The organism is Bradyrhizobium sp. 192 (assembly GCF_023100965.1).
GTDB classification, from domain to species: Bacteria; Pseudomonadota; Alphaproteobacteria; order Rhizobiales; family Xanthobacteraceae; genus Bradyrhizobium; species Bradyrhizobium symbiodeficiens.
In genome coordinates this window covers 4,978,920-5,000,250 of the sequence record NZ_CP064690.1, presented here as the reverse complement: position 1 = coordinate 5,000,250, position 21,331 = coordinate 4,978,920, and the positions used below count along the sequence as shown (strand labels likewise).

Annotated in this window: 34 protein-coding genes, 2 tRNA genes and 1 pseudogene; 17 read left to right on the top strand and 20 right to left on the bottom strand. The window is 62.7% G+C overall.

Annotated features, from left to right (window positions below; all coding sequences use genetic code 11):
• Positions 1-250: 250 nt before the first annotated feature.
• From IVB24_RS23015 to IVB24_RS22995, 5 genes are all read right to left on the bottom strand, one after another.
• Positions 251-514 (bottom strand): hypothetical protein, encoded by a 264-nt coding sequence (locus IVB24_RS23015; protein WP_166469428.1) that lies wholly within the window; start codon positions 512-514, stop codon positions 251-253.
• 137 nt (positions 515-651) lie between these two features.
• Positions 652-1,659 carry an acyl-CoA desaturase gene (locus IVB24_RS23010; protein WP_247769024.1) on the bottom strand — a complete coding sequence of 336 codons (1,008 nt, stop codon included), beginning with the start codon at positions 1,657-1,659 and terminating at the stop codon, positions 652-654.
• Between the two features lie 122 nt (positions 1,660-1,781).
• A complete protein-coding gene (locus tag IVB24_RS23005) occupies positions 1,782-2,408 on the bottom strand; it encodes a PilZ domain-containing protein (RefSeq protein ID WP_166469427.1) in 627 nt (208 codons plus the stop codon).
• 222 nt (positions 2,409-2,630) lie between these two features.
• Positions 2,631-3,326 carry a hypothetical protein gene (locus IVB24_RS23000; protein ID WP_247769022.1) on the bottom strand — a complete coding sequence of 232 codons (696 nt, stop codon included), beginning with the start codon at positions 3,324-3,326 and terminating at the stop codon, positions 2,631-2,633.
• A 70-nt stretch (positions 3,327-3,396) separates the two neighbouring features.
• On the bottom strand, positions 3,397-3,663 hold the full coding sequence (locus tag IVB24_RS22995) for a hypothetical protein (RefSeq protein ID WP_247769021.1): 267 nt from the start codon (positions 3,661-3,663) through the stop codon (positions 3,397-3,399).
• An 18-nt stretch (positions 3,664-3,681) separates the two neighbouring features.
• Here IVB24_RS22995 and IVB24_RS22990 point away from each other — a divergent pair, with 18 nt between their 5' ends.
• Positions 3,682-5,133 (top strand): glycosyltransferase, encoded by a 1,452-nt coding sequence (locus IVB24_RS22990; RefSeq protein ID WP_166469425.1) that lies wholly within the window; start codon positions 3,682-3,684, stop codon positions 5,131-5,133.
• Positions 5,134-5,138: 5 nt separating this feature from the next.
• Positions 5,139-6,803, top strand: coding sequence for a hypothetical protein (locus IVB24_RS22985; protein ID WP_247769019.1), 1,665 nt, complete (start codon positions 5,139-5,141; stop codon positions 6,801-6,803).
• Between the two features lie 18 nt (positions 6,804-6,821).
• On the opposite strand, the gene IVB24_RS22980 is transcribed toward IVB24_RS22985, so the two are convergent.
• A tRNA-Glu gene (locus tag IVB24_RS22980) sits at positions 6,822-6,896 on the bottom strand.
• A 222-nt stretch (positions 6,897-7,118) separates the two neighbouring features.
• On the opposite strand from IVB24_RS22980, the gene IVB24_RS22975 reads away from it, so the two are divergent.
• From IVB24_RS22975 to IVB24_RS22965, 3 genes are read left to right on the top strand one after another with little or no spacing between them, the layout of a single operon-like run.
• Positions 7,119-7,373 (top strand): PilZ domain-containing protein, encoded by a 255-nt coding sequence (locus tag IVB24_RS22975; RefSeq protein WP_094974274.1) that lies wholly within the window; start codon positions 7,119-7,121, stop codon positions 7,371-7,373.
• A gap of 56 nt (positions 7,374-7,429) precedes the next feature.
• Complete coding sequence (locus IVB24_RS22970; RefSeq protein WP_094974273.1) at positions 7,430-7,675, top strand: hypothetical protein; 246 nt, start codon at positions 7,430-7,432, stop codon at positions 7,673-7,675.
• 5 nt (positions 7,676-7,680) lie between these two features.
• Positions 7,681-7,848, top strand: coding sequence for a hypothetical protein (locus IVB24_RS22965; protein WP_140479510.1), 168 nt, complete (start codon positions 7,681-7,683; stop codon positions 7,846-7,848).
• Positions 7,849-7,973: 125 nt separating this feature from the next.
• Here the strand turns inward: IVB24_RS22965 and IVB24_RS22960 are convergent, their stop codons facing one another.
• From IVB24_RS22960 to IVB24_RS22945, 4 genes and pseudogenes are all read right to left on the bottom strand, one after another.
• The gene (locus IVB24_RS22960; RefSeq protein ID WP_247769017.1) at positions 7,974-8,612 is read right to left on the bottom strand and encodes a glutathione S-transferase; all 639 of its coding nucleotides are present in this window, start codon (positions 8,610-8,612) and stop codon (positions 7,974-7,976) included.
• 302 nt (positions 8,613-8,914) lie between these two features.
• The gene (locus tag IVB24_RS22955; RefSeq protein ID WP_106950805.1) at positions 8,915-9,367 is read right to left on the bottom strand and encodes a VOC family protein; all 453 of its coding nucleotides are present in this window, start codon (positions 9,365-9,367) and stop codon (positions 8,915-8,917) included.
• A 761-nt stretch (positions 9,368-10,128) separates the two neighbouring features.
• A pseudogene (locus IVB24_RS22950) lies at positions 10,129-10,421 on the bottom strand (type II toxin-antitoxin system RelE/ParE family toxin).
• Positions 10,418-10,726 (bottom strand): type II toxin-antitoxin system RelB/DinJ family antitoxin, encoded by a 309-nt coding sequence (locus IVB24_RS22945; RefSeq protein ID WP_140479520.1) that lies wholly within the window; start codon positions 10,724-10,726, stop codon positions 10,418-10,420. Before IVB24_RS22945 ends, IVB24_RS22950 begins: the two are co-directional and overlap by 4 nt.
• Positions 10,727-10,796: 70 nt before the next feature.
• Between IVB24_RS22945 and IVB24_RS22940 the strand changes: the two genes are divergently transcribed.
• Together IVB24_RS22940 and IVB24_RS22935 are read left to right on the top strand one after the other, a co-directional pair.
• Positions 10,797-11,075 carry a hypothetical protein gene (locus IVB24_RS22940; protein WP_247769015.1) on the top strand — a complete coding sequence of 93 codons (279 nt, stop codon included), beginning with the start codon at positions 10,797-10,799 and terminating at the stop codon, positions 11,073-11,075.
• 104 nt (positions 11,076-11,179) lie between these two features.
• On the top strand, positions 11,180-11,344 hold the full coding sequence (locus tag IVB24_RS22935) for a hypothetical protein (protein WP_247769013.1): 165 nt from the start codon (positions 11,180-11,182) through the stop codon (positions 11,342-11,344).
• 176 nt (positions 11,345-11,520) lie between these two features.
• Here IVB24_RS22935 and IVB24_RS22930 read toward each other — a convergent pair whose 3' ends face one another.
• The 3 genes from IVB24_RS22930 to IVB24_RS22920 form a co-directional block, all read right to left on the bottom strand.
• Positions 11,521-11,793 (bottom strand): hypothetical protein, encoded by a 273-nt coding sequence (locus tag IVB24_RS22930; protein ID WP_247769012.1) that lies wholly within the window; start codon positions 11,791-11,793, stop codon positions 11,521-11,523.
• A gap of 222 nt (positions 11,794-12,015) precedes the next feature.
• Complete coding sequence (locus IVB24_RS22925) at positions 12,016-12,318, bottom strand: hypothetical protein (RefSeq protein WP_094974268.1); 303 nt, start codon at positions 12,316-12,318, stop codon at positions 12,016-12,018.
• A gap of 112 nt (positions 12,319-12,430) precedes the next feature.
• On the bottom strand, positions 12,431-12,922 hold the full coding sequence (locus tag IVB24_RS22920) for a hypothetical protein (RefSeq protein WP_247769010.1): 492 nt from the start codon (positions 12,920-12,922) through the stop codon (positions 12,431-12,433).
• A 350-nt stretch (positions 12,923-13,272) separates the two neighbouring features.
• Here IVB24_RS22920 and IVB24_RS22915 point away from each other — a divergent pair, with 350 nt between their 5' ends.
• The 5 genes from IVB24_RS22915 to IVB24_RS22895 all read left to right on the top strand — a co-directional run bounded on the left by IVB24_RS22915 (position 13,273) and on the right by IVB24_RS22895 (position 15,389).
• Complete coding sequence (locus IVB24_RS22915; protein ID WP_094896974.1) at positions 13,273-13,569, top strand: HU family DNA-binding protein; 297 nt, start codon at positions 13,273-13,275, stop codon at positions 13,567-13,569.
• Positions 13,570-14,027: 458 nt separating this feature from the next.
• On the top strand, positions 14,028-14,165 hold the full coding sequence (locus tag IVB24_RS22910) for a hypothetical protein (protein ID WP_162848650.1): 138 nt from the start codon (positions 14,028-14,030) through the stop codon (positions 14,163-14,165).
• 225 nt (positions 14,166-14,390) lie between these two features.
• The gene (locus tag IVB24_RS22905) at positions 14,391-14,540 is read left to right on the top strand and encodes a hypothetical protein (protein ID WP_166469418.1); all 150 of its coding nucleotides are present in this window, start codon (positions 14,391-14,393) and stop codon (positions 14,538-14,540) included.
• Between the two features lie 183 nt (positions 14,541-14,723).
• The gene (locus tag IVB24_RS22900; RefSeq protein WP_162848651.1) at positions 14,724-14,870 is read left to right on the top strand and encodes a hypothetical protein; all 147 of its coding nucleotides are present in this window, start codon (positions 14,724-14,726) and stop codon (positions 14,868-14,870) included.
• Positions 14,871-15,191: 321 nt separating this feature from the next.
• A complete protein-coding gene (locus IVB24_RS22895) occupies positions 15,192-15,389 on the top strand; it encodes a hypothetical protein (protein WP_094974265.1) in 198 nt (65 codons plus the stop codon).
• 15 nt (positions 15,390-15,404) lie between these two features.
• Here the strand turns inward: IVB24_RS22895 and IVB24_RS40065 are convergent, their stop codons facing one another.
• Both IVB24_RS40065 and IVB24_RS22890 read right to left on the bottom strand, forming a co-directional pair.
• On the bottom strand, positions 15,405-15,530 hold the full coding sequence (locus IVB24_RS40065) for a hypothetical protein (RefSeq protein WP_256471481.1): 126 nt from the start codon (positions 15,528-15,530) through the stop codon (positions 15,405-15,407).
• Between the two features lie 156 nt (positions 15,531-15,686).
• Entirely contained in the window at positions 15,687-16,076 is a 390-nt protein-coding gene (locus IVB24_RS22890) for a hypothetical protein (RefSeq protein ID WP_247769008.1), read from the bottom strand.
• A 50-nt stretch (positions 16,077-16,126) separates the two neighbouring features.
• Between IVB24_RS22890 and IVB24_RS22885 the strand changes: the two genes are divergently transcribed.
• Complete coding sequence (locus IVB24_RS22885; protein ID WP_247769006.1) at positions 16,127-16,417, top strand: hypothetical protein; 291 nt, start codon at positions 16,127-16,129, stop codon at positions 16,415-16,417.
• A gap of 68 nt (positions 16,418-16,485) precedes the next feature.
• On the opposite strand, the gene IVB24_RS22880 is transcribed toward IVB24_RS22885, so the two are convergent.
• On the bottom strand, positions 16,486-16,650 hold the full coding sequence (locus tag IVB24_RS22880) for a hypothetical protein (protein WP_162848652.1): 165 nt from the start codon (positions 16,648-16,650) through the stop codon (positions 16,486-16,488).
• Positions 16,651-16,889: 239 nt separating this feature from the next.
• Here IVB24_RS22880 and IVB24_RS22875 point away from each other — a divergent pair, with 239 nt between their 5' ends.
• The 4 genes from IVB24_RS22875 (at position 16,890) to IVB24_RS22860 (ending at position 19,273) form a co-directional block, all read left to right on the top strand.
• Entirely contained in the window at positions 16,890-17,651 is a 762-nt protein-coding gene (locus IVB24_RS22875) for an NAD-dependent protein deacetylase (protein ID WP_166475037.1), read from the top strand.
• Positions 17,652-17,849: 198 nt separating this feature from the next.
• Positions 17,850-18,512: a cold-shock protein gene (locus tag IVB24_RS22870; protein ID WP_247769004.1), complete on the top strand. Its 663-nt coding sequence runs from the start codon at positions 17,850-17,852 to the stop codon at positions 18,510-18,512.
• Between the two features lie 135 nt (positions 18,513-18,647).
• Positions 18,648-19,133 carry a DUF192 domain-containing protein gene (locus IVB24_RS22865; protein WP_166475038.1) on the top strand — a complete coding sequence of 162 codons (486 nt, stop codon included), beginning with the start codon at positions 18,648-18,650 and terminating at the stop codon, positions 19,131-19,133.
• A 63-nt stretch (positions 19,134-19,196) separates the two neighbouring features.
• Positions 19,197-19,273: transfer RNA gene (locus IVB24_RS22860), tRNA-Pro, on the top strand.
• A gap of 64 nt (positions 19,274-19,337) precedes the next feature.
• Here the strand turns inward: IVB24_RS22860 and IVB24_RS22855 are convergent.
• Genes IVB24_RS22855 through IVB24_RS22840 form a run of 4 tightly spaced genes read right to left on the bottom strand, consistent with a single transcriptional unit; the run spans position 19,338 to position 21,316 of the window.
• On the bottom strand, positions 19,338-20,555 hold the full coding sequence (locus IVB24_RS22855) for a hypothetical protein (protein ID WP_247769002.1): 1,218 nt from the start codon (positions 20,553-20,555) through the stop codon (positions 19,338-19,340).
• Positions 20,509-20,925 carry a hypothetical protein gene (locus tag IVB24_RS22850; protein ID WP_247768990.1) on the bottom strand — a complete coding sequence of 139 codons (417 nt, stop codon included), beginning with the start codon at positions 20,923-20,925 and terminating at the stop codon, positions 20,509-20,511. The genes IVB24_RS22855 and IVB24_RS22850 overlap by 47 nt, the downstream gene beginning before the upstream one ends.
• Complete coding sequence (locus tag IVB24_RS22845) at positions 20,922-21,104, bottom strand: hypothetical protein (RefSeq protein WP_247768983.1); 183 nt, start codon at positions 21,102-21,104, stop codon at positions 20,922-20,924. The genes IVB24_RS22850 and IVB24_RS22845 overlap by 4 nt, the downstream gene beginning before the upstream one ends.
• Positions 21,101-21,316, bottom strand: a complete 216-nt coding sequence (locus IVB24_RS22840) for a hypothetical protein (protein WP_247768982.1) — start codon at positions 21,314-21,316, stop codon at positions 21,101-21,103. The genes IVB24_RS22845 and IVB24_RS22840 overlap by 4 nt, the downstream gene beginning before the upstream one ends.
• Positions 21,317-21,331: the final 15 nt, after the last annotated feature.

Genomic DNA, 21,331 nt, shown 5'->3' with positions numbered 1-21,331 from the left:
TCGATTCACCACGCAGCCGTGCGCGAGGGAGGCCAGCTAGCTGCGCTTCGTTGGTCCCTGACGGGGCGGTGAGGCGATCCGGCGCGTCCGCGTCTGCTCCAGCTCCCAAAAGACGCGCACGAGGCACGTGCCGAGGCAGAAGACGATGAGCAACAGCAGGAAGGCCTGGTCCACGGCGGGGATGTGTATCATGGCGTTGATAAAGCAACGCCCATGCCATCCGTTCCGGAACGGCCGGCGTTTTCCGCCTTCAGTGCGTGGTGAACGGCGGCGGCGCCCCGGGAGCGACGTCAAAGGCGCCGAGATGGAATTCCTCGCCAAGGGATGCGTCAGCCTCGCCCGGCTGCGTCAGCAGCGTGAACGCGGCCTGCGGGTAGAGCTTCCAGATCTCCAGATCGCCGGCGGTGATGGTGAGCCAGCCGAACGTGTACATGTAGCGTCCGGGCTCGGTGACCCGGCCGACCCTGTCCCAAGTGATCTTGTCGACTGTGATCTTATCAAGCGTGACTGCCATTCGGTCCCCCGATCGCAAGTCTGCAAATGACGTCCGGCCCCAAGGCACGGACGTTCAAAAGCTGATCCCGCAATGGGGCCGCGATAGGGCAGCGATGCGGAGGCAAGACGGCGTGGCGGTGGCCGCTGCCTGCCGATTCAGCGCGCCGTCGAGGCTGCCTCTGCTTCGGCCGCCCGCTCCAGCTGACGGTGCGAGGCGTGGAAGACGTCGTGGACGAGGCCGATCTTCTCCATGCCCAGGATGATCAGGCCGTTGAGATCGATCTCCCACCAAGCGTGCGAGATGTAGGCGTCCCGCGGGAAGCGGTGATGGTTGTTGTGCAGACCCTCGCCGAAGGTGAGGATCGTGGTCACGAATTCGTTGGTCGAGGCGTCCTCGACCTCGAAGCGGCGATAGCCGTAGGCGTGGCAGACCGAGCCGGTGAGCTGGCTGGTGAGGATCAGCAGATAGGCGCGGAGCAGGCCGGAGAACAGCACGCAGCCGATCATGCCGTGCACGCCGCCGAAGGTGTAGCCGATCACGCCGGGAATGAAGACGGCGGACATCCCGTACCAGACCCAGCGCGTGCGCACGAAGAACATCGCGATCGGATCGACGAGGATGTCCTTGGCGTAGTATTCGTTGTCGGTGGTCGCCTGGTCGAACACCCAGCTGCCCTGGGCGTGCAGAAAGCCCTTGAGCGCGCTGACATAGCGATTGCCGAAGCCGTCGAATTGCGGGCTGTGGGGATCGCCGACGTCATCGGCGTAGAGATGATGGCGGCGGTGGTTGGCGACCCATTTCGCGATCGATCCCTGGATCGCCATCTGGGCGATGGCGCAGAAGAACACGCGCATGATCGGGCCGGTGCGGAAGCTGCGATGGACGAACAGGCGGTGCATGCCGGCGCCGATGCCGAATGTCGTCAGCGCGAACATCCAGGCGAATGTGAACAGCTCGACCTTGCCGACGCCTTGCGTCACGGCCCAGACGATGCCGGCGACCGCGCCGACATAGAGGATGCCGAGCAGGAGATAGCTCTCGCGCAGCTTGGCCTGAACCAGCGGTCCTTCGGTGACGACGCCGGGTGGAAGCTGCGGTTTGGACGTAACGGGCGCGTTCGGCGCGATCTCTGCCAGGGCGAACTCGGCGTCGGCGATGGACATTCCAGGACTTCCGATACTCGGGGCCCGCAGTGATTGCGGACGTGCTGAGCCACACCTTACCGCGCGAGCGATGCCATCTCCAGTATTTAGTTAAGAAAAGGTTAAAATCGGTCGGGCCGGCTTCAGGCCGACTGCTGCAGCGGCGAGCGCACGATGAGGCGGACGAGGTCGTCCCGCGGCTGCTTTTCGGCGAATTTGACCGCAAAGCCGTTGTCGAATTTGCGGATGACCCGCCCGACGCAGGCGCCGACGGCAAGCGGGGTTCCCACCGGTGGGTCGTACTCGCAGGAGATCGCCACCCCCGCCGTGGAGACGTCGATGATGAAGCAGGAATAGGTGTGGCCATCGGCGAGCGTCAGGACGGTGTGCGAGACCTGCGGAACGAAACGTGCGTCGCGCCGCAGTTCCTTGACGCTGTCGTCCTTCTGCTTTTTTTCGAGCCAGGTGAGCTTTTCCGACATCCAGGCTCGCCGCGCCCGCGTCATGTCGAGCTCCATCAGGAAACCCGACTTCAGCGTCGCGCTGATCGTGCACTGAAATTCGCCGAAATCCTGGAAATAGGAGGTGAGGCGCTCTCCGACCTTGCCGACGACAGGCACGTCCACGATCATCCGGAAGGGCGAAACGCGTTTGGTGCGGCAGGCGAAGCTGCGCAGCTTGCCCTCGCAATCGTACCAGCGGGACAGCGAGTAGCTGCCGCTGACCGTGACTTCCACTGCTCGTTGCCTGAGGAACTCTGCGACGGACATGCGGGCCAATCGTGTTTCGGATTATTTCCGTAATTCCACGGTAGAGGCCATATTCTAAGCAAATGATACCGGCGCTCAGGAGCAGGGGTAAATTTCCAGTAAACGCGCGCCTCGGTGGCGTAGCGGAATACGCGGCAAAAAGACCCGTTAGGCTTCAGGCCGTCTCACAAACTCGTTATTGAGGGCTCGGTAGCTCAGTGAAGCAACGAGGCGCTGCGGCACCTAGAGAAATCCGAACAGCACCAGCAAAGCCAGCGTGCCCACGGCCAGGACGAGCTGGATCGTCGTCCATGTCAGGCCGTTCCGGCTGATCTCCAATCCCAGCGGCGGCAATGCACGCCGCATCGCCAGCGCCGTGAGTGCTTCGACGATGGCGAGCAGGAGTGCGATACCGGCGATGAAAGACCATGACTCGGCGGAAGGCATCCATGGCGCGAGCCAGGCCGGGACAGAGCCTTTCAAGGCGGCAAGCAACGCGAACCAGCCGAACAAGAATGCGGAGCGCTTGACGATGTCGGGGCCGATCGTTTCGGGCTCGAAGCGGATACCGATCGTAGCCAGTGCGCTTTCGATGCGATCGGCGTCGGTCAGGACGACGAACGCGCCGAGATAGAGCGGAATGCGCGACTGGAAGAGCAAAGCGAGGATACCGAACACGACGGCGTAGCCGATGAGATCGCCGAGAATATCCTTGGCGCTCCGGCCCGGCAGCCCAGGTGCGGCCGGAGCAAATTCTGGCTGCGGCTGCGGAAGCGATCTGGCGCGTGCCAGGTGCTCCAGCATTTTGGCGCGCCGGTCCGGCGAATATGGCGCCGTACGGGGCATCCATGCCGGTGGCGTGGTCGTCATCGCGGGGGTGCCGGAGTGGCCTTCCGGGGTCGACTTGCGCTGCTCCATGAGCCGAACCAGATCCTTCAATCCGTGACGCCATCGCGGCGGGCGAGGCGGTTCCTTCCGGACGTTGGTCGGAGGCAAGGGCCGGGGAGGTTCATGCGGGGTGACGGATATCGCCCAGGGCCGAGGGCGAGTTGGCGGCGGATTTCAGCAATCCGCAGGGGGTGATTTCGCGTTCCTGCCGAAGGTGCTCCGCGTCCGGCGGCAATCCTTGGTCATGATCTTCTTGTTGATCTCGCCCCACAGTTGCGCTTGAGTACCGGCAGGTCTGGGGGACCCTATTGATGTCTATTTTTGTGGCTGCGGCGTCGCGCGCCGCGGTGTTGGATTTTGCAGTCAATTTCAGTTCGGGCAGGCTCAATGAAACCAGCGTCCTGCCATGGACGTGACCGTAACGTCCGGCTGCCCGTCGCCGCGGAAGGCAGGCATTCTCGATCACGCCGACCGTATCGCCACGGACCGGGTGGCATGGCGCGCGAAGAACAGCTTTTTTCACGACGAGGATGAACGCTATCTCCGGTTCCTGATTCCGCCGGGAAGTCGCGTCCTCGACATCGGCTGCGGCATTGGCGATACGCTCGCGAGTCTCGCGCCATCACACGGTGTCGGGGTCGATTTCTGTCGCAAACAAATCGCGATCGCGCGGCAGCGCCACGCCGGTCTCACTTTCGTCGAAGGCGATGTCGAGGACCCCGCGACGCTCGATGCGCTGCAAGGTCCGTTCGACTACATCCTCGTCCTCGATACGATCGGTTCGATGGAGGATTGTCAGAAGTTCATCGCCCAGCTGCATCCGTTCTGCACGCGGGATACGCGGCTGGTGATCGGGTACTTCTCGCATCTGTGGTACCCCCTGCTGAAACTCGCCGAATTCGTCGGCCTGCGGATGCCGCACCCGGACCAGAACGTGCTGTCGCCGTCCGACCTGCGCAGCCTTGCCAGGCTTGCGGATTTCGATCCGGTGAAGTCGGAGCAGCGCGTGCTCTCGCCGGTGCGGATGTTCGGGCTCGGGCGTTTTCTCAATCGTTTCGTCAGCGTGCTGCCGGGAATCCGCCAATTGGCGCTTCGGCATTATCTGGTCGCACGGTCGAGCCGCAGGGCGAGGGAAGAGTTCGCCTCGGCCACAGTCGTCGTCCCGGCGCGCAACGAGCGCGGCAATATCGAGCCCGCGGTCCTGCGAATTCCCGACTTCTGCAGCGACATCGAGATCATCTTCATCGAAGGCCACAGCCAGGACGGCACCTTCGAGGAGATGGAGCGGGTCAGGCAGGCGTATCCGTCCAAGGACATCAAGGTGATGCGCCAGCCCGGCAAGGGCAAGGCCGACGCCGTCTTCACCGCGTTCGACGCGGCGCGCGGCGACGTGCTGATCATTCTCGACGCCGACCTCACCATGCCGCCGGAGCAGATTCCGAAATTCGTCGAGGCGCTGCTGGCGGGCAAGGGCGAGTTCGTCAATGGATCCCGCCTGGTCTATCCCATGGACGATGGCGCGATGCGCTTCCTCAATCTGATCGCCAACAAGATATTTTCCTATCTATTCTCCTGGCTGCTCAATCAGCGCTATACCGACACCCTGTGTGGCACCAAGGTCCTGCGCCGCAGCGACTATCAGCGCCTGAAGGCCGGCAAGGCCTATTTCGGTGATTTCGATCCGTTCGGCGACTTCGACCTGATCTTCGGCGCATCGAAGCTCAACCTGAAATCCGTGGATCTCCCGATCCGCTATGCCGCGCGCACGTATGGCGAAACCCAGATCTCCAGGTTTCGCCATGGCTGGATGCTGCTGAAGATGGTGGCTTTCGCCTTCCTCAAGATCAAGGCGATCTAAAGCGCGTGAACCACGGTTCGACGACGATGATGCCGGACGATTGCTGCTTTCCCGACGCGCGTGTGAGCGGAAGGATCAGAACGCTGCTGATCCTCGTCGTGCCGTCGCTGTATCTGGCGGCGACGCTGCTCTATTCGGCCTACCAGGCCGTCTGGGGCGTCCAGGTCGATCCGGAATCGGCGTACACCATGAACGGGCTGGTGGCGGCGGCGGGATACGGCTCGTTGAAATTCGATCATCCGGGAACGACGACGACGCTGCTCGTCGAACTGATCGTCCGGGGCTGGGCCCTGCTCGCCAGGGCCGAGGACATCGTCGCGTTCGGGCTCGAACGTTACGACGCGATCACATGGGCGGCGCGGGCCGGCGAGGCGCTGGTGCTCACGGCCGCGCTGCTGGCCGGCGGGATCATCGTCGGCCGGGCGACGCACTCCGCGATCGCTGCGATGCTGTTTCAGGCCGGCGCGTTCGTGAACGCGGACGCATTTCACTTCCAGATGGTGCTTGCGCCGGAAAGCCTGATGGCAGCGATCGCGTTGTTTGGCATGGCGATCGTGACCAAGGCCACGCTCGATGCGCATCCGCCGTCGACGGGTCTCGGCATCGTATGTGGGGCCATCTTTGCGCTCGGGTTCTCGACGAAATATCTCTATCTGCCGCAGGCGCTGTTCGCCGTGTGTCTGCTCCGAAACAGGCGCGCGTTCGTCGCCGCCGCCGTCACCGGGGCGATCGGCTTCATTGGCTTCAGCCTGATCTTCAATCCGGGAACGATCACGCGCGGGTTCGGATGGCTCGTGCAAATCGCCACCCACAAGGGAAATTACGGCGAGGGCGAGCCCGGTTTCATTGATTTCGGAATGTTCTGGTCGAACATGGCCGAGATCATCAACGCCGCGCCGCTCGTGTTCGGCGTGTACGTCGCAGCGGCGGCCGTGGCGCTGGCTTGGTGGATCGGGCGCCGGAGCTGGCGCGATCCGGTCAGCCTGACGCTCGGTGCCGCCGTCCTCATCCATGCAGCCCATCTCGTGGCGACGTCGAAGCATTATGCGCTGCATTACATGATGGCGCCGTGGGTTCTGACCGGCGGTGTGCTGGTCCTGATCGTGGTGCAGGTCCGACGGCTGGTCCCGGCTGTCCCTCCGGTCGCGCTCAGCCTGCTTGCGGGCGGCCTGTGTGCCGCCATGAGCGCGATGACGCTGGTCGACGCCCGCGCCGCAGCGCTGCAGGCGTCTCACTTGAACGCGATCGGGGCCCGGCTCTCGAAGGCCGTGGTCGCGGCAGGCCCCGCCTGCGCCAACGTCTCCGGCATGTTCGTGCGCGCGCCTGAGAACGACATGAATCACGGCTGGGACATGACGCTGCAGCTCTGGGGCGACCAGCCGATGCGGGACAGGTTTTCCGCGGCGTATGCGAGCGCTTTCAGGGTCCCGCTGCTGGACCACAACGGCTATACGCACGTCCTGAAGAACAACTTTCGACCGTACAGCTACGCCAAGCTCGGGGCGGACTATCCCTGCATCATCGTCCGCTCGGCAGTGGTGCTCGATGCCGAAAGTTCGATCGGACTGTTGGCGCTCAACCCGGACCATTGCGTGATCGAGGGGACCCACGTCTATACCGTCGGGCTCGCCTGCGCGAAGGTGCGAAGCAGCTTTCTGGAGCAAAGGTGAGGGAGAAACCGGGCTGCCTGGCGCTCCCTAGCGGAATCGAACCGCTCTCTCCACCGTGAAAGGGTGGCGTCCTAACCGATAGACGAAGGGAGCAAACGCAGGGCCCCGCCGATTTTGCCGGCATGGCCACTGGCCGGCCGAACAGGGCCCGGCGGCTTGCAGCGGGCGAACGTATAGTTGCCTTTCTGGCTCCGGGCAAGCCGTTCAGGAACGGTCTTTTCACCGGCAGTGGACAGCGCCGGACCCGGATCATTCGGAGGCAAACGCAACGGTTTCTTAGGGTTCCCTGCGTAGCGCTGGGAGGGGAGATTTCCAATGCCACCGCCGAAAAAGCGCGCAGCCCGCAAGCTGCTGTCGCGGCAAGCCTGGATCACGCTCGACGGCGGCTTCGCCGCGCGGCAGTGCCTGGTTCAGGACATCTCGGATTCCGGCGCGAAGATCACGCTGGACGAGGACGCGAGCCAGCTCCCTGGCGTGATTCGGCTCGCCTTCGCACGCGATGCGCGCACCGGGCGGAGCTGCCAGGTGGTGTGGCGCCGCGGCAAATCCGCCGGCATCAAGTTCATCTGATCGCAGCCGCGGCCGCCCCGATGGCGCGCGGCGCAGCTCCGGGCTAGAACGCGGTCATGCGCGCGCCGCTCCTCACCCTGATCTCGTTGCTGGCCACACCCGCCGTGGCGACGGAGGCCCTTCGTCTTCCGCCCAATGAGCGGCCGCAGGCCGGCAAGGCGCTGCCGCTGAAGGGCGCGGCCGGGAAGGCCCAAGCCGGCTCCTGCGCCAATTACGGTCCGCGCTTCGTCATGGTCGAGGGCACCGGCACCTGCGTGAAGATCGGCGGCTCGATCAGCATCGACACCACCGTGAGGCGCTAGAGCCGATGCCTCAGGATCTGCTGCGCCTCGACCTCGTCGTCCCCGTGCTGATGTATTGCGCGCTGCTGTGGTGGGTCGGCCGCGGCCTGAGCTGGACGGCACGGCTGGCGACCGCTGTGGTGACCTTGGTGCTGATTGGCTGCGTGCTGCTGGTCGAGCGGGGCTGGCGCTGAGCCAAAACAAAAAACGCGAAAACAACCCCATGCACAGTAGCCGTCAAGTGCTGAGGTTACGCCGGAGATTGCGCCAAAAGGCGGATTTATCGCGTTCCCACTGCAGCTTGCACAGCGCTGCCGGCTCACGACATCGGCGGTGCGACATGTTGCGCAAATCCGGGCCGTTGGCCGAGCTCGGCGAGCCAGCGCGTCAGATGCGGCTGGGCCGGCCGGCTGATGCCCTCGACGCCGAGCCAGCGCCGCGCATAAGAGCCGAGCGCGATGTCGGCGAGCGTGAACGCATCGCCCTCCATGAAGCGGCGCGAGGAGAGCAGGCGGTCGGCGATCGCCCAGACCTCGGCGGCGGCATCGGCATCGCGCTGCACCTGGATCATGTCGCGCTCGGCGGGCGCCGTGCGCACGATGCCCCAGAACACCGGGCGGTCGACCGGCTGCACGGTCGACAGCGTCCAGTCGAGCCAGCGATCTACGGAGGCGCGGCTCTTCGGCGCCTCCGGGTAGATCGGCGTGCCGCTGCCATGCGCGAGGCAGAGATAGCGCATGATGGAATTGGACTCCCACAGCACGAAATCGCCCTCGACCAGAGTCGGGATCCGCGCATTGGGGTTCATCGCGAGATAATCGGTCTCGCGGGTCCGGCCGTAACTCATGCCGGCGTCGATGCGCTCATAGGGCAGAGCAAGCTCGGTCAGGCACCACAGCACCTTCTGCACGTTGACGGAATTGGCACGGCCCCAGATCGTGAGCTTGGTGTCCGGCATGAAGCGTCTCCCCCGCGGCTTTGTCGCTTGCGCGGGTGATAGCGGAATTTCCTGAAACGCGCGATGGGCGATTGCGGCGCGCCCTCATGCAAAAAGCTCCGCCCGAGGCGGAGCTTCGTTGCAAAACAACCCGGCCAGTCGAATCCGTCGCTCAGCGGCCGAAGAACAGCCACAACAGAATGATGACCGGAATCGGCACGCCCAGCATCCACAACAGAATTCCGCGTCCCATGATGTCCTCCTCCAATTGAATTGTCGGAGAGTGAACGCGGGCGGCGAGGGCTTGTTCCAGCGTTTTGCGCCTACCAATGGCCGGTGTTGGGCATCGATGCCCAGGGCTCCTGCGGCGGCTTCGGCTCGCCCTTCTGCAACAGCTCGATTGAGTGCAGATCCGGCGAGCGGACGAAGGCCATGTTGCCGTCGCGCGGCGGGCGGTTGATGGTGACGCCGGCCTTCTGTAGCTTCTCGCAGGTCGCGTAGATGTCGTCGACCTCGTAGGCGAGATGGCCGAAGAAGCGGTCCTCGCCATATTTCTCCTCGTCCCAATTCCAGGTCAGCTCGACCAGCGGCGCGCCGCGCGTTTGCGGTTGCTTCTTCAGCGCCTCGAGATCGTCCGACGAGCACAGGAACACCAGTGTGAACCGCCCCTTGTCGTTCTCGATCCGCCGCACCTCCTTCAGCCCGAAAGCATCGACATAGAATTTCAGCGCGACATCGAGATTGCGCACGCGCAGCATGGTGTGGAGGTATCGCATTTTTTCTTATCTCCTTGAGAACGTTTCGGGATTGTTTTTCCCGTTTGCGTATGACGGGGCACTAAATAGCAGCAAATCGCAGAGAAGGGCAGGGATAGCGGGCGGATTGCGGGCGACTAAAAGCACTCATGTGCCCTTTGCGTTCTCAACAGTTCGCGAGCTTCATTGCTCCCATGCAAATCGAATCCCTTTCCATCGAAGAACTCGCCGCACTAAGAGACAAGGTCACTCAGACCCTCGCTGACAAGGTTGCCGCGCGCCAGAAAGAGCTTTTGGCGGAGGTCGAGAAAGTCGGTGCGCTCGTCACCTCAAAGCCCCCCACAGCGCGTCCTAAGCGGCCTGTGAAGTATCGCGACGGTGAGAACACCTGGAGCGGTGTCGGACGATGCCGGCGTGGGCGAAGCTGAAGGGCGATACGCTCGAACAGTACCGCGCATAAAGAACCCGCCTTGCGGCTGGCCTGCGAGCTTTTAGACAGTAGCGCCTCTATTCCGATGGGCCGGGCGTTACTCCGGCTTGGTGGCTAAGCCCACTAAAGGGTTTACGGTCTTTGACGTTAAGTAGCTTCTGGGCCGCTAAGCCCCACCTCACTCTTACGCCTCACCACCTGGCACTGTTGCGTGTCTACTTTCCACGCCGCCATCTGATGCAGAATCGTGCGCCGCTTGTGGCATCCCGTTTCGCTTCGTTCAACCATCCTACGCACTCATGTTACGCGTGTTACGGTGACAGGGTCGGAGCCTATACGGCTCGCTCTAGACTCAATCTTCCGGAAGCTCATCGGGCCATTGCTGGGCGCCGTGCAGGATGCGCAATATCCGGATCAAGCTTTCCGTTACGGTATAGGCAGCGACATACGGTGTGCCGACAATGACGAGCTCGCGTGTGCCGGCTACATGCCTGCACGCCCACTCTCGGGAAACTCGATAAGTCGACGCGCAGCCGCGGCGATCCGTTCGTCGAGCGCGATGGCCGCCCGAGGATTTTCGGCCTCGATGTGAGTGAAGATGCCGTCGCGGTCCGACATCGCGAAGGCAGACCAGACGAGCTTCACGACTCCAGTTCATCCGTTCTGCGTCGGGCCGCCGCGCGCCGCTCGGCGAAATGCGCCTCGGCCTGTTCGTCAGAGGTATCGGGCCGTGTGTCGTTCAACGCTTCCAGAACCTTCGCGCGAAACCAGGCGTCGTGAGCCTTGCTGTTCGTGACGAGTTCGAGCGGCAGCGCGCCCTCGTTGGCGGTCCGGGTCAGCAGGATGCGTACCGCGTCCGATACCGTCAGCCCCATACCCTCAAGCACAGCAGATGCGCGATCACGGACTTTCGCGTCGATGCGGGTCTGGACAAGGGCATTTGCGGCCATAGGCGCCTCCTGGGATCCTCGACGGCAATGTAATTCAATCGAATGACAAGCGCAAGGGCGGGCGGTCATCATGGCGTGGGGATCGACCCCAATTACGGAATTACGAATTGCCAGAACGCTCAACGCGTTGCGTCATTCGATTGCTCGCGGAGACAACAAGCAATGCCCCGAAGCCGGGGAGTCGTTGGAGACAAGGGCTCAGGACAACATCGCAAAACGAGAAAAACGCGATGAGCTCGTAGGATGCCAAAGCAAAAGCACCAAGCTGGAAAAGCCGGCAAGGGCGGCTTCGTCCGCAGAAGAATACCGGCTTACGATCGTGCGCAGCTACCGCAAGGGTTTTGCGTGATCGCCTGTACATGCGGTTGACGATCCCAACACCTGGTAGTGACCCGCGGACGTATTTAATCCGATGTCACTGAACTCCGGTGAGGACAGGCGCGACTCATTCGTATGCTCCAGGCCTTGATCAGCGCTATCGTGGATATGCTCCTGTCTGCCGTATGGAGCGCAATCGTCAGGTTCTTCGGCCTGGAAAACGTCGTCGAGATCGTGACCGCGATCTTCGGCCTTGGCTGTATCGTGATCGGTTTTGCGGTCTTGTTGTTGGGGCACTGACGAGCGCGGGTCGAAAGGCATCGCGACAGGCGAGCTTCTCGCCTCGTCGATCCTGGGATGCGGTTGCCTTGTCTCGCGACTCGAACGGCAACGCCGTCTGAAGCGTCGGCATGAGACGACCGCGCCGTTCTGTGGAGAACGACGCGGCCGGAACGTGAGCCGGGCAGAACGCCGGCTTACTTCATGTTGCTGCGGGTCTTCGTGCCGCCCTGGTCGCTGCCCGGGCCTGAGCCGCCCTGGCCGGAGGCGTCGGGCTTCACCATTCCACCCTTGTTCATGCCGTCATTGCTCATGCCGGTCGTGCTGTTGTGCATCGAGCCCTTGTCCGTGTTGGTCATGCCGGGTTTCTGCATGTTGTCGGACTGCGGCGCAGGACCGGTTCCGCTCTGCGCAAAAGCCGAGCCGCACATCAGACCAAGGGCGGCGGTAGCGATCATGAACTTCTTCATTGTGAACTCCTGTTGTTTGCATGAACCAACTGGAGGGCTGAAGTCCTGTTCCTAAATCGGGCGATCGAGGAGAAAGTTATTTCTGAAGAGGGTTCCAGCTCGGGCGCAATGCGATGAGGATGAATCGTCATCGCGCTGAGATGTCGTTGATGCGAAATCCGCGTGCGAACGCGTTTCGCGTTCGTACGAGGAAGACGGCGGCTAGCTTTCTTGCGATGCAGCTTAGGCCGCAATCCGTTGCTCGACCGGGGCCGTCAGCAGCTTGAGCGCCTGGGCGTGTTGCAGGTCGGGGACTGCGATCGCCGTATGGCTGTAGACCGCATGCGTCCTCGAGTTTGCAATCGTGTCCAGGATCTGGCTGCCCTTGATGACATGAAGGCCCATGCCTTCCTCGGTGGGGAAGATCGCCAGCACCACGTCATAGGCCGCGATGACGGCTCTGAGCGCTTCGGCCTTGTCCTCGGCGACGTCGACGAAGACACGAACATCAGCCGCGAGTTCACGCAGCTCTTCAAAATCCAGCACTGTGGGGTTACTCCAACGCAACGAGACTGAATGGAGCTTGGCGGCGTTGGGTTACTGAAGTGTCAACAAGGCGTGCCGGGCCACAGGTTTCACGACGAGGTGACTTCAGGCTCTAGCGCTTTACTTCCTTGTTGCGAAGCCGCGCCTCGGCGGCCTCGTCGACGAGGTTCAAGGCGAGGCCGTCATAGCTCAGCTTGAGCCCGCGGCCGACGATCCATGTCCATCCCTCGCGCTCCCTGATGGCTTCCGCGTTGAACTGGTCGGAGATCGATTTGACGGTAGCGTCCTGTGCCCCCGGATTGTTCAACTCCGCCTTGACTCGCCAGATTTTGTGCCTGGCGTCGGTCTCGTCGCTGTCGACCGAAACCTTGGCGCCGTTGATGTCGCAGTCGAAGGTGTAGGAGTCGTGGCCTCGGCGGCAGAGATAGCGGCGTTGACTGACGAGCTTGCTGGTCTCGTCGAATGTCATTCCGGGCGAGAAGCCGAAGATGTCGGACTTCTTCACCAGGGCGAGGGAGGCAGGCTTCAGGAAGCTGGGCTGGATCGCAACGAGGGCTGCGACGGCAACGACGATCAAGCCTGCGATGACGATAGCGACCTTCATGAACACCCCTTGGAAAACCTTCAGACCATTATAGGCAGAAGGAGCGTTCTGCCATGACCCAAAAGCGAAAACCCCGCCTGGGGGAAGCGGGGCTTTCTGGTGGGGTGAAGCTTGGGGACTTCAATGATATGACGCGCCAGCTGCAAAATGGTTCAAAGGGAAATTGCGTGTCCCTGCGGCACCTTGCACAGGAAGTCGGGAACCCCGCAGAAGCCCTGCTTGCGTTTTTGCCCTTGATAGGCTCTAAGCCCGTCACTTCATGACCTCGGGCATGAATCAGAAGCGCGCCTCCGCGGTCCGGCCGCGTCACAACAGAGTATTCGCGCGCACCCCTTCAAAGGAATTCAGACATGGCGAAGATGACGAAGACCCAATTGATTGATGCAATTGCCGAGGGCACGCAACTTTCGAAGAACGACGTGAAGTCTGTGATCGAGTACATGGCCACGGTCGGCTACAAGGAGCTCAACGAGTCCGGTGAGTTCGTCATTCCCGGCTTCGCGAAGATGTCGGTCGTGAACAAGCCGGCGACCGAAGCCCGCATGGGCGTCAATCCCTTCACCAAGGAGCCGATGCAGTTCGCGGCCAAGCCCGCCAGCAAGTCGGTGAAGGCTTCGCCGCTGAAGGTCGCCAAGGACGCCGTCTAAGGCGCCGGCGATATCGTTGCGGCCGGGTGATGCCGCAACGCGAGGACTGAAGACAAGACGGTGCTCGGCGATTGCGGTCCCGAACATCACCATGACGATCGGGACGAACCACAGAGCCCGCCGCGCCATTCCAGCCCGACACGGCTCGAAAGAAAAACCCCGCGCTTTCGCACGGGGCTCTTCGGGCTGACGGCGTTGGGATTTTCAGCGCTTGGCCGCCAGCCTTATTCCTAACTTAAAGTTGAAAACCCAAAAAGCAACAGCGCCGCGATGACGGAATATGTTCGTCCACCGCGGCGCTGCGATATGACTGGGCGCTGAAATCCCCAGCTTCCATGGGTCCACGGGGCGTTGAAAAGGTTCAATGCGACATGCCGGGAAATCGCGCGCCGGGGACTAGACTTTTTGTTCCTATTTTGTTCTAGTGAGCCACCTTAGGACCGCTTGGGAGGTGACTCATGACCGTCGAAAAGCAGCGCGAAGTGATCAGGCTCTGGAACGAGCTCCGGAAGCTCGAGGGCCCGGCAGCGGAAGAGCTGCGCATCCAGATCCTGGAATGCTTTTCGGAGAAGAGCAGAGCGAAGCGGGCGGCTTGACCTGCGCCGGTGGACGCCGACGACATCGGGCACACGGCAAGTGCGGCCTCAATCGGACCGCTCGCGCTTGATCGGACGGTTGTCGCATCCGCAACGGGGCGAGCATTTTGAAGGTCGCCTTGGTGGGGCGGCGCTGCGGCGCAAGCATTCGCCGCTGATGCTTCAGGAACGAAGATGTGCCGTCAGCGTTCGGCCTGCATGACATGCCCGCGATGCGCCAAGCCGATGATGGCGACTTCCACCAACAGCTTTCGATGCGAACCTTGCCGTGAGATCGTCATCGTGTTCGCGGTCGTCTCGAAATTCCTGCCGCCGAAGATTGTGCCGAGTGCCGCCGCTCAGGAGATCGCGCCGCGCGCTTTCATCGATCGTTAGGAATCGATTCGCGCTGATTTTTCCGACTCCGATTCGTTCTTCGAGAACGAAATGGAGTCGGATGCAGAACATGTTGTGCCTGCCGGCGGCGATGTTGCCGCACGTATCATAACGAGACAGCGTGATGCTTCGCACAGTCGCGTCCTCGCCTCCTCCGTAAGCCGTGAGGCGAGGGAGAGCGACATGAATGCGTGCTGGTTTCTCGCCGAGATCGCGAAAGTGTTCTGGTACGATCGGCACCCGCGCTTGCGCAAAGGCAAGCCGTCGGTGCCGCAAGTGCCGCCACCGGGATCGAAATCTCCCGATGCATCGTCTCCCGACGCGACGTGATCGGATCGTCGCGCACGCACGCTTTGTTAAGACCTGCTCCGCGCCGATTTCTTCGATTCCGATTCGTTCTTCGAGAACGAAATGGTGTCGAAGCTGGAACAAAGCCGGTCGGGTGGAGCGCGGCAGGTCTCAGCTTCACGCAAGACCCATCGCTGCTCATCGATGGGAGACTTCCATCAATTCCTAACGAGAGTTTGCGCCGAAACCGATAACCCTATTCGGTTAGGTTAAAAGCCCAATCGCGTTGCGCCTGGCGCTCGTTGCGGTAGGTGTCTGGCAAGGACAAGCAAGAAACGACCTTTGCCAAGAAGCAATTTTGCCATGACGCCTTTTTCAGAGCCGTCCTTTTACCAGGGCGACCGCCACACCTACCGGCGCGTCGCGATCGTCGGCACGCTGTTCTGTCTCGCTTTCGTGCTGATCAGCTTCTCGCTGCGGCCGCAGTTCGAGGACACGCGCGTCGCGGTCAAGGCCGACCGGCTGGTACGCACGGCGGGCCAGCCAGCGCACGCCAACTAGAGCGCGACACGCCCGCTAGCGCCCGTCGCCACAAATATGCTCGTCGGTACGCACGGAGGCTGATGCTCCGCCGTGCGAGGCGAGCGCCACGAAGCCGGCATAGCCGGACAAATTGAGCAATACTTCCAGCCACACGGGCATGTTGGCCTCTTCCGATTTGCATGAAGTCGGCATCAACGGCCGCGCGCAATTCTGGTTTCATGCTCCTGTCCGAAAACGCAAAGAGAACTCAAAGCGGAGAGGAGGGGTCGAGCCGGCGGCCGAGGGTCGCGACGGATTCGCTCGACGGCTGTTGTTTCAGGAACTCGGCGATCGCGCCAGCTCGCCATCGCTCATCGGCGTCGGCGGCGGGTGCAGCGTGCCGACGCCGAAGTTGCGAACGATCTCGTCGTAGTGCCGATCGTCGGATCGGGGAACCAGCCTGCGGATACGGGCCAGCAAAGCGGATAACGGCAAACTCTCCTCCTCGGTCGTTCGCCCCGCTGGCAGCAATCTTCGTCTGCTGCCATCTGCTCCCGTGAAACTGAAAACCCCGCCGGCATCGCGAAGATGCTGACGGGGTCTCGGTGCCGTCGCCTCAACCGGATAGCGGAGGCTCACGCACTTGACGAGGCAATCCGCGGCCGGCGATTTGGTTCCGGCTGTATCGAATGTTTTTGTCGCGCCCGCTTCCGCGCCGTTGCGCAACCATCGCCCGCGCTCGTCGTTATCTCAGCAAGACGCGAAGGAGGAGAAGCATGAAGAAAACACTGGCAGTCCTGGCCACGGTTGCAGCCGTCGGTGTCACCGCGATCGCGGCCCCTGCGCCTGCCGAAGCGCGCGGGCGCGGCATCGGCCCGGGCCTCGCATTCGGCCTTGCGGCCGGCGCGATCACCGCGGGCGCCGTCGCAGCGTCGCAGCCCTACGGATACGGATATGGCCCCCGCTACGGTTATTATGGCGGCCCCGGCTACTACGGACCGGGACCCTACGCCTATTACGGCGGCGGACCGTACTACCGGCACCATCACCATTGGCGCCATTGGTAGCCATTCTCAAACGAAAAGCCCGGAGCGATGCTCCGGGCTTTTTTCATGCGCATTGATCGGGAGGCGTGTTACGGCCAGAGCGAGGGCCGTTCGACCTTGCGGGCGTTCTCCAAGGTCGACACGAAATACTCATCGCGCTCGCGTTTGAATTTTTCCTGCGTGGCACGGAAGGCGGCGACACGGGCGGCGATCTCGTCGCGCTCACGGGCTTTGCGTTCTTCGTCTTCGGTCATAGCCATCCCCTCGAGTTTGCTACTGAACCCAAGCACTGCCGCCGCATCATCTTGAGTCGCATTGACACATCCATTGATGCTCCCGAATGGGGCGTCAATGGGGAGGAGGCATTGCAGGATTGTGATATGCGCGGGTCGGAAAAAATTGCCGAGCGCATCGCGTTAGCGCTTGATAAGAGCGTCAGCAATCTTGTCGCTTGCGCTCGTTGCTGTCAGGCAAAACGAATCGGGAGTTGCGATTGATTGCATCGGATCTTCAGAGCGGCGTTGAACGGCTCGGCGAGATGATCGCCGAGGCGAGGGTCATCGTGCCGTTCACTGGCGCCGGCATTTCGACCGAATGCGGCATTCCCGACTTCCGCTCGCCGGGCGGAATCTGGACGCGCAACCGTCCGATCCCGTTCGACGAGTTTGTCGCGAGCCAGGAGGCGCGGGACGAATCCTGGCGCCGCCGTTTTGCGATGGAGGAGGTCTTCGCTGCGGCGAAGCCCGGCCGCGGCCATCGCGCGCTGGCCTCGCTGCACCGCGCCGGCAAGGTTCCCGCCGTCATCACCCAGAACATCGACAATCTGCACCAGGCCTCCGGCTTCGCCGGCGAGCACGTGATTGAACTCCACGGCAACACCACTTACGCGCGCTGCATCGGATGCGGGCAGGCCTACCCGCTCGATTGGGTGAGGCATCGCTTCGACGGCGATGGCCTCGCGCCCAACTGCACTGCCTGCGACGAACCGGTGAAGACCGCCACGATCTCCTTCGGCCAGATGATGCCCGACGATGAAATGCAGCGCGCGACCGCGCTGTCGCAAGCCTGCGATCTCTTCATCGCGATCGGTTCCTCGCTCGTGGTTTGGCCCGCGGCGGGCTTTCCGATGATGGCGAAGAACGCCGGTGCCCGTCTGGTGATCATCAACCGCGAGCCGACCGAACAGGACGACATTGCCGACCTCGTCATCCACGACGACATCGGCGAAGCGCTCGGGCCCTTTGTCGCCAATTGAGGCGTCAGTTTGATTCGCGGCTGTGCAAGCTGTTCATAGGTTCCGCCGAATCTCTTTTTTGTCTATGCCTCGCAACCGGGAGTGTTATCTTTTGAGTCGAAAGATTCGCGTCGCGTCCAATTGAGAACATTCTCTTAAGACGCGTGATTCGAGCCCCGCCGATGTGGCGGGTTGCATGGCAGTGTGGGGTCCGGGGTTATGGGGTCGTCGGACGGATTTGAGTCCAAGAAGCTCGGGGTTCCCGGGCAGGGAGTATCGCCTGGGCGGATCGCGCCGGGCGAACACGGCGGTGCCAGTCGCGACAGCGCGCTCAGTCCGTTCAGCGGATTGGGGGAGGCCAGCGCCAATCTCGTCGAAGTCCACGGCGTCATCAAATGGTTCGACGCTTCCAAAGGTTACGGCTTCATCGTTCCCGACAACGGGTGGCCGGACGTGCTCCTGCACGTTACCGTGCTTAGGCGCGACGGCTTCCAGACCGCTTATGAGGGTGCCCGCATCGTCGTCGAGTGCATCCAGCGCGCCAAGGGTTACCAGGCGTTCCGCGTGGTCTCGATGGACGAGTCGACCGCGATCCATCCGGCGCAGATGCTGCCGCCGCGCACCCACGTCACGGTCACCGCGACCAGCGGGCTGGAACGGGCCCAGGTCAAATGGTTCAACCGGCTGCGCGGCTTCGGCTTCCTGACCTGCGGCGAGGGCACGCCCGACATCTTCGTCCACATGGAGACGCTGCGCCGCTTCGGCATGACCGAGCTCAGGCCCGGCCAATATGTCCTGGTCCGCTTCGGGCCCGGCTCCAAGGGCATGATGGCGGCCGAGATCCATCCCGAGACCGGTTCGCCGGGATTGCAGTCGCACTAAGCGCGACGCATCTCGGGCTCTGGCTTTCATTTCCCGCAATCGTGAGCAAGGGCGCGCTGGCAGACCGGTGCGGCTCTGGATTTTCCGGCGACCGCCGCGTAAGGACTGGTCCAGTCCCACGCCTCGAGTGCCCCCATGAATCCTGATCGTAAGGCTGTCTGGTCCGCTCTGAAGGGCTGGCTTGCCGCCGTCCTCGTCATCGCCGGCTGTGCGGTTGCCGGCGCGCCCGTCAGCGCCGCCAGCTTCCAGCCGCTCGAGATCGTCACCAAGAACGGCGTGCAGGTGTTCTCGGTGGAGGTGGCGACGACCGAGGAGGAGAAGCAGACCGGCCTGATGTACCGCAAGGAGCTGGCGGACGGCAAAGGCATGCTGTTCGACTTCAATCCCGAGCAGGAGGTGTCGATGTGGATGAAGAACACCTATGTCTCGCTGGACATGATCTTCATCCGTGCCGACGGCCGCATCCTGCGCATCGCCGAGAATACCGAGCCGATGTCGACCAAGATCATCTCGTCCCGCGGGCCTGCCCGGGCCGTGCTGGAGGTGGTGGCGGGAACGGCGCAGAAATACGGCATCCGGCCCGGCGACCGCGTCGGCCATCCGCTGTTCGGCAGCAAATAAGACCCGCCGGTCAGCCTTGCTGGCCGCTTTGGAAGCGTGTATCGACGGAGTTCGCCGGACATTCGGGGTATAGCGCAGCCTGGTAGCGCGGCAGTTTTGGGTACTGCAGGTCGTTGGTTCGAATCCAGCTGCCCCGACCAGTCCCGACGTTGAATCTCCTAAACTTTTTCCCTGCGATTCTGACGTGATTCTGACACGCGGTTCTTACGCTGTTCCGTCCTCACCGCCCGCGACGCGCGACTGCTTGCGCGCCTCGGCGATGGTGACAATCTTTTTGGCCCGTCGGCGCAGATAGCGACCGGTCGTGGTCACGTTGGTGTGGGTCAAGCCGGCCGAAATCAGCGTGGTGTCGACACCCGCCTCGTCGGCCTCGCCGGCGCCGCCGGCACGAGCGTCCATGCTCCAGACCTCGTCCGGGATATTCGCAAACTGAGCAATCTTGCGGAACGCCTTCACGAAGGTCCGGTACCGGATCGGCAGGCCGAGCTCGCCCTTGATGATGGCCCCAGTCCGCTCTTCCATGGGCACCTGGTCGAGAAGGGGAAATAGCAGATCGTAAATTTGCAGATCGAATTCGACCGCCGCGCGATACTTTGACTTCGAGGTGCGCGTGCGCCAGCGCCAGCCCGGGATCTTCTCCCAGGTGAAGAAGCCGGACCAGGTCTCCTTGTCGAGGTGCAGCAGCTCTACTCCGCGAGGGAATTTTGCGCCTTCCTTGCGAGGCTGCCATTTGCCGATGATGTCGCCTTGGCGGAGCATTAGCTCGAACTGGGCCGCCGTCGCAATTGAGAGGTAGAGCGCGCGATCGCGCGGGATCAAATCCTTGTCCGCCATCTCGCCGGCCGCGCGGATGAAGTCGCGGACGTGCTGAAAGGTGAGCTCCTGTTCGCGCGCGCCCTCGCGTTCGAACTTGACCTTGGCAAGCTCCTCCGCCAGCAGCTTGCAATCCGGATGACGCAGTCTCGCCATAAAGCGCAACACGGTCCGCACCATAGCGACCGCGTTGTGCGCCCGAGCTATACGCTCCGGTCCGAACCAGGCGGTGCCGTCGTCGTCGATGTATTCGGCACCCTTGCGCCATTCCCGGTACCAGGCTTCGACGTCGAGCGTTGTGCAGCCCTTTACCCGGCGATGACCGACGCTCTCGATGATGACTTTGAGGTCCGCGAGATAGCCTCGCCTGGTCGTGTCGCTGATGCCGTGGTTGAAAGCCGAGTTGGGGTGCTCCTGATAGATCTGGCACGCTGCCTTGATCGTCCCGTCGTACCGCGTCTTCGTCAGCGACGGATCGCTGGTCTCGAGCTTCTTCTTTTCGGCCTCGATGTGCTGGCGCAGCTGCGCCGTGTAGCCGCGGCATAGCTCCCCGATCTCCTCGTCAGTCGCGCCCGGTGGCAACGGAATGCAGGTGTCGGGAAACCCCATGGGGTCGCGTGTGACCTGGCTGGCCAGCCAGTATCCCAGGTTGTTGCGGCCGATCTTGAACCCGGGCCTTTCTCCGCGGCGGGGCATGCTTGAAGCCTTCGTCGGCGCCGTCCTCGACTTCCGGGGCGCTGATGGTGACCCGTGCATCTGTTCCAACCTCGTTCTGCGAGTCCAGCCATGCCCTCACTTTCGGCCAGTAGAATCCCCGCCAAGTGTCGCTGAACGGTGGAAAACCCGCCTTTGCGACCTTGTCCTTGACCAATGACCGAAACGAATCCCGGCCCATCGCGGGCGCGACGCGGCGATGAAGCTCGTCCCAGCCGACGTAGAGGCCGACCGATTCGTCGCGTTTAGCGTCGGTCTCGCTCATGAGTCCCGACCTTCGAGCTTGGCCGCGACGTCGAGCAGTTTCCGACGCACGCGCGCCAGCTGCTCGGCGTTCGCCGGGGGGCAGCGGCAGAGCTTCATCTCGATCGCGGCGGCCGTGACGCGGCAGGCCCGGATCATCCGGACCAGGCGGCCGACGTCGGTGACATCGAGCCCGATCACGCCGCATCTCCCTTGACGTCGTCACTTTTGCCGGCGCCATGGACGACCTGGGCGCGCTTGGTCATGAGATCGTCGGTGATGGCGCGGGCGGCGACGATCGCGGAATCCAGATGCTGCAGGCGCGCCTCGGTGGTCTTCGCGACGCGAGCCTTAATCACATGCGCGGTGATCATGTTGGTGCGGCCGGTGGCGAATTCGAGCGCCTGCTGCATCAGCTGGGCTTCGGG

Bases quoted from the DNA above. Each gene is read 5' to 3' on its own strand.
- IVB24_RS22900 (WP_162848651.1), top strand. From the start codon at position 14,724: ATGAATGCGTGCTGGTTTCTCGCCGAGATCGCGAAAGTGTTCTGGTAC.
- IVB24_RS22870 (WP_247769004.1), top strand. From the start codon at position 17,850: ATGGGGTCGTCGGACGGATTTGAGTCCAAGAAGCTCGGGGTTCCCGGG.
- IVB24_RS22940 (WP_247769015.1), top strand. From the start codon at position 10,797: ATGGCGTGGGGATCGACCCCAATTACGGAATTACGAATTGCCAGAACG.
- IVB24_RS23005 (WP_166469427.1), bottom strand. From the start codon at position 2,408: ATGTCCGTCGCAGAGTTCCTCAGGCAACGAGCAGTGGAAGTCACGGTC.
- IVB24_RS23015 (WP_166469428.1), bottom strand. From the start codon at position 514: ATGGCAGTCACGCTTGATAAGATCACAGTCGACAAGATCACTTGGGAC.
- IVB24_RS22975 (WP_094974274.1), top strand. From the start codon at position 7,119: ATGCCACCGCCGAAAAAGCGCGCAGCCCGCAAGCTGCTGTCGCGGCAA.
- IVB24_RS23010 (WP_247769024.1), bottom strand. From the start codon at position 1,659: ATGTCCATCGCCGACGCCGAGTTCGCCCTGGCAGAGATCGCGCCGAAC.
- IVB24_RS22910 (WP_162848650.1), top strand. From the start codon at position 14,028: ATGACCGTCGAAAAGCAGCGCGAAGTGATCAGGCTCTGGAACGAGCTC.
- IVB24_RS22955 (WP_106950805.1), bottom strand. From the start codon at position 9,367: ATGCGATACCTCCACACCATGCTGCGCGTGCGCAATCTCGATGTCGCG.
- IVB24_RS22895 (WP_094974265.1), top strand. From the start codon at position 15,192: ATGACGCCTTTTTCAGAGCCGTCCTTTTACCAGGGCGACCGCCACACC.
- IVB24_RS22915 (WP_094896974.1), top strand. From the start codon at position 13,273: ATGGCGAAGATGACGAAGACCCAATTGATTGATGCAATTGCCGAGGGC.
- IVB24_RS22960 (WP_247769017.1), bottom strand. From the start codon at position 8,612: ATGCCGGACACCAAGCTCACGATCTGGGGCCGTGCCAATTCCGTCAAC.
- IVB24_RS22865 (WP_166475038.1), top strand. From the start codon at position 18,648: ATGAATCCTGATCGTAAGGCTGTCTGGTCCGCTCTGAAGGGCTGGCTT.
- IVB24_RS22920 (WP_247769010.1), bottom strand. From the start codon at position 12,922: ATGAAGGTCGCTATCGTCATCGCAGGCTTGATCGTCGTTGCCGTCGCA.
- IVB24_RS22880 (WP_162848652.1), bottom strand. From the start codon at position 16,650: ATGACCGAAGACGAAGAACGCAAAGCCCGTGAGCGCGACGAGATCGCC.
- IVB24_RS22840 (WP_247768982.1), bottom strand. From the start codon at position 21,316: ATGCAGCAGGCGCTCGAATTCGCCACCGGCCGCACCAACATGATCACC.
- IVB24_RS22945 (WP_140479520.1), bottom strand. From the start codon at position 10,726: ATGGCCGCAAATGCCCTTGTCCAGACCCGCATCGACGCGAAAGTCCGT.
- IVB24_RS22850 (WP_247768990.1), bottom strand. From the start codon at position 20,925: ATGAGCGAGACCGACGCTAAACGCGACGAATCGGTCGGCCTCTACGTC.
- IVB24_RS22990 (WP_166469425.1), top strand. From the start codon at position 3,682: ATGGACGTGACCGTAACGTCCGGCTGCCCGTCGCCGCGGAAGGCAGGC.
- IVB24_RS22935 (WP_247769013.1), top strand. From the start codon at position 11,180: ATGCTCCAGGCCTTGATCAGCGCTATCGTGGATATGCTCCTGTCTGCC.
- IVB24_RS22965 (WP_140479510.1), top strand. From the start codon at position 7,681: ATGCCTCAGGATCTGCTGCGCCTCGACCTCGTCGTCCCCGTGCTGATG.
- IVB24_RS22855 (WP_247769002.1), bottom strand. From the start codon at position 20,555: ATGGGGTTTCCCGACACCTGCATTCCGTTGCCACCGGGCGCGACTGAC.
- IVB24_RS22970 (WP_094974273.1), top strand. From the start codon at position 7,430: ATGCGCGCGCCGCTCCTCACCCTGATCTCGTTGCTGGCCACACCCGCC.
- IVB24_RS40065 (WP_256471481.1), bottom strand. From the start codon at position 15,530: ATGCCCGTGTGGCTGGAAGTATTGCTCAATTTGTCCGGCTATGCCGGC.
- IVB24_RS22885 (WP_247769006.1), top strand. From the start codon at position 16,127: ATGAAGAAAACACTGGCAGTCCTGGCCACGGTTGCAGCCGTCGGTGTC.
- IVB24_RS22930 (WP_247769012.1), bottom strand. From the start codon at position 11,793: ATGAAGAAGTTCATGATCGCTACCGCCGCCCTTGGTCTGATGTGCGGC.
- IVB24_RS22905 (WP_166469418.1), top strand. From the start codon at position 14,391: ATGATGGCGACTTCCACCAACAGCTTTCGATGCGAACCTTGCCGTGAG.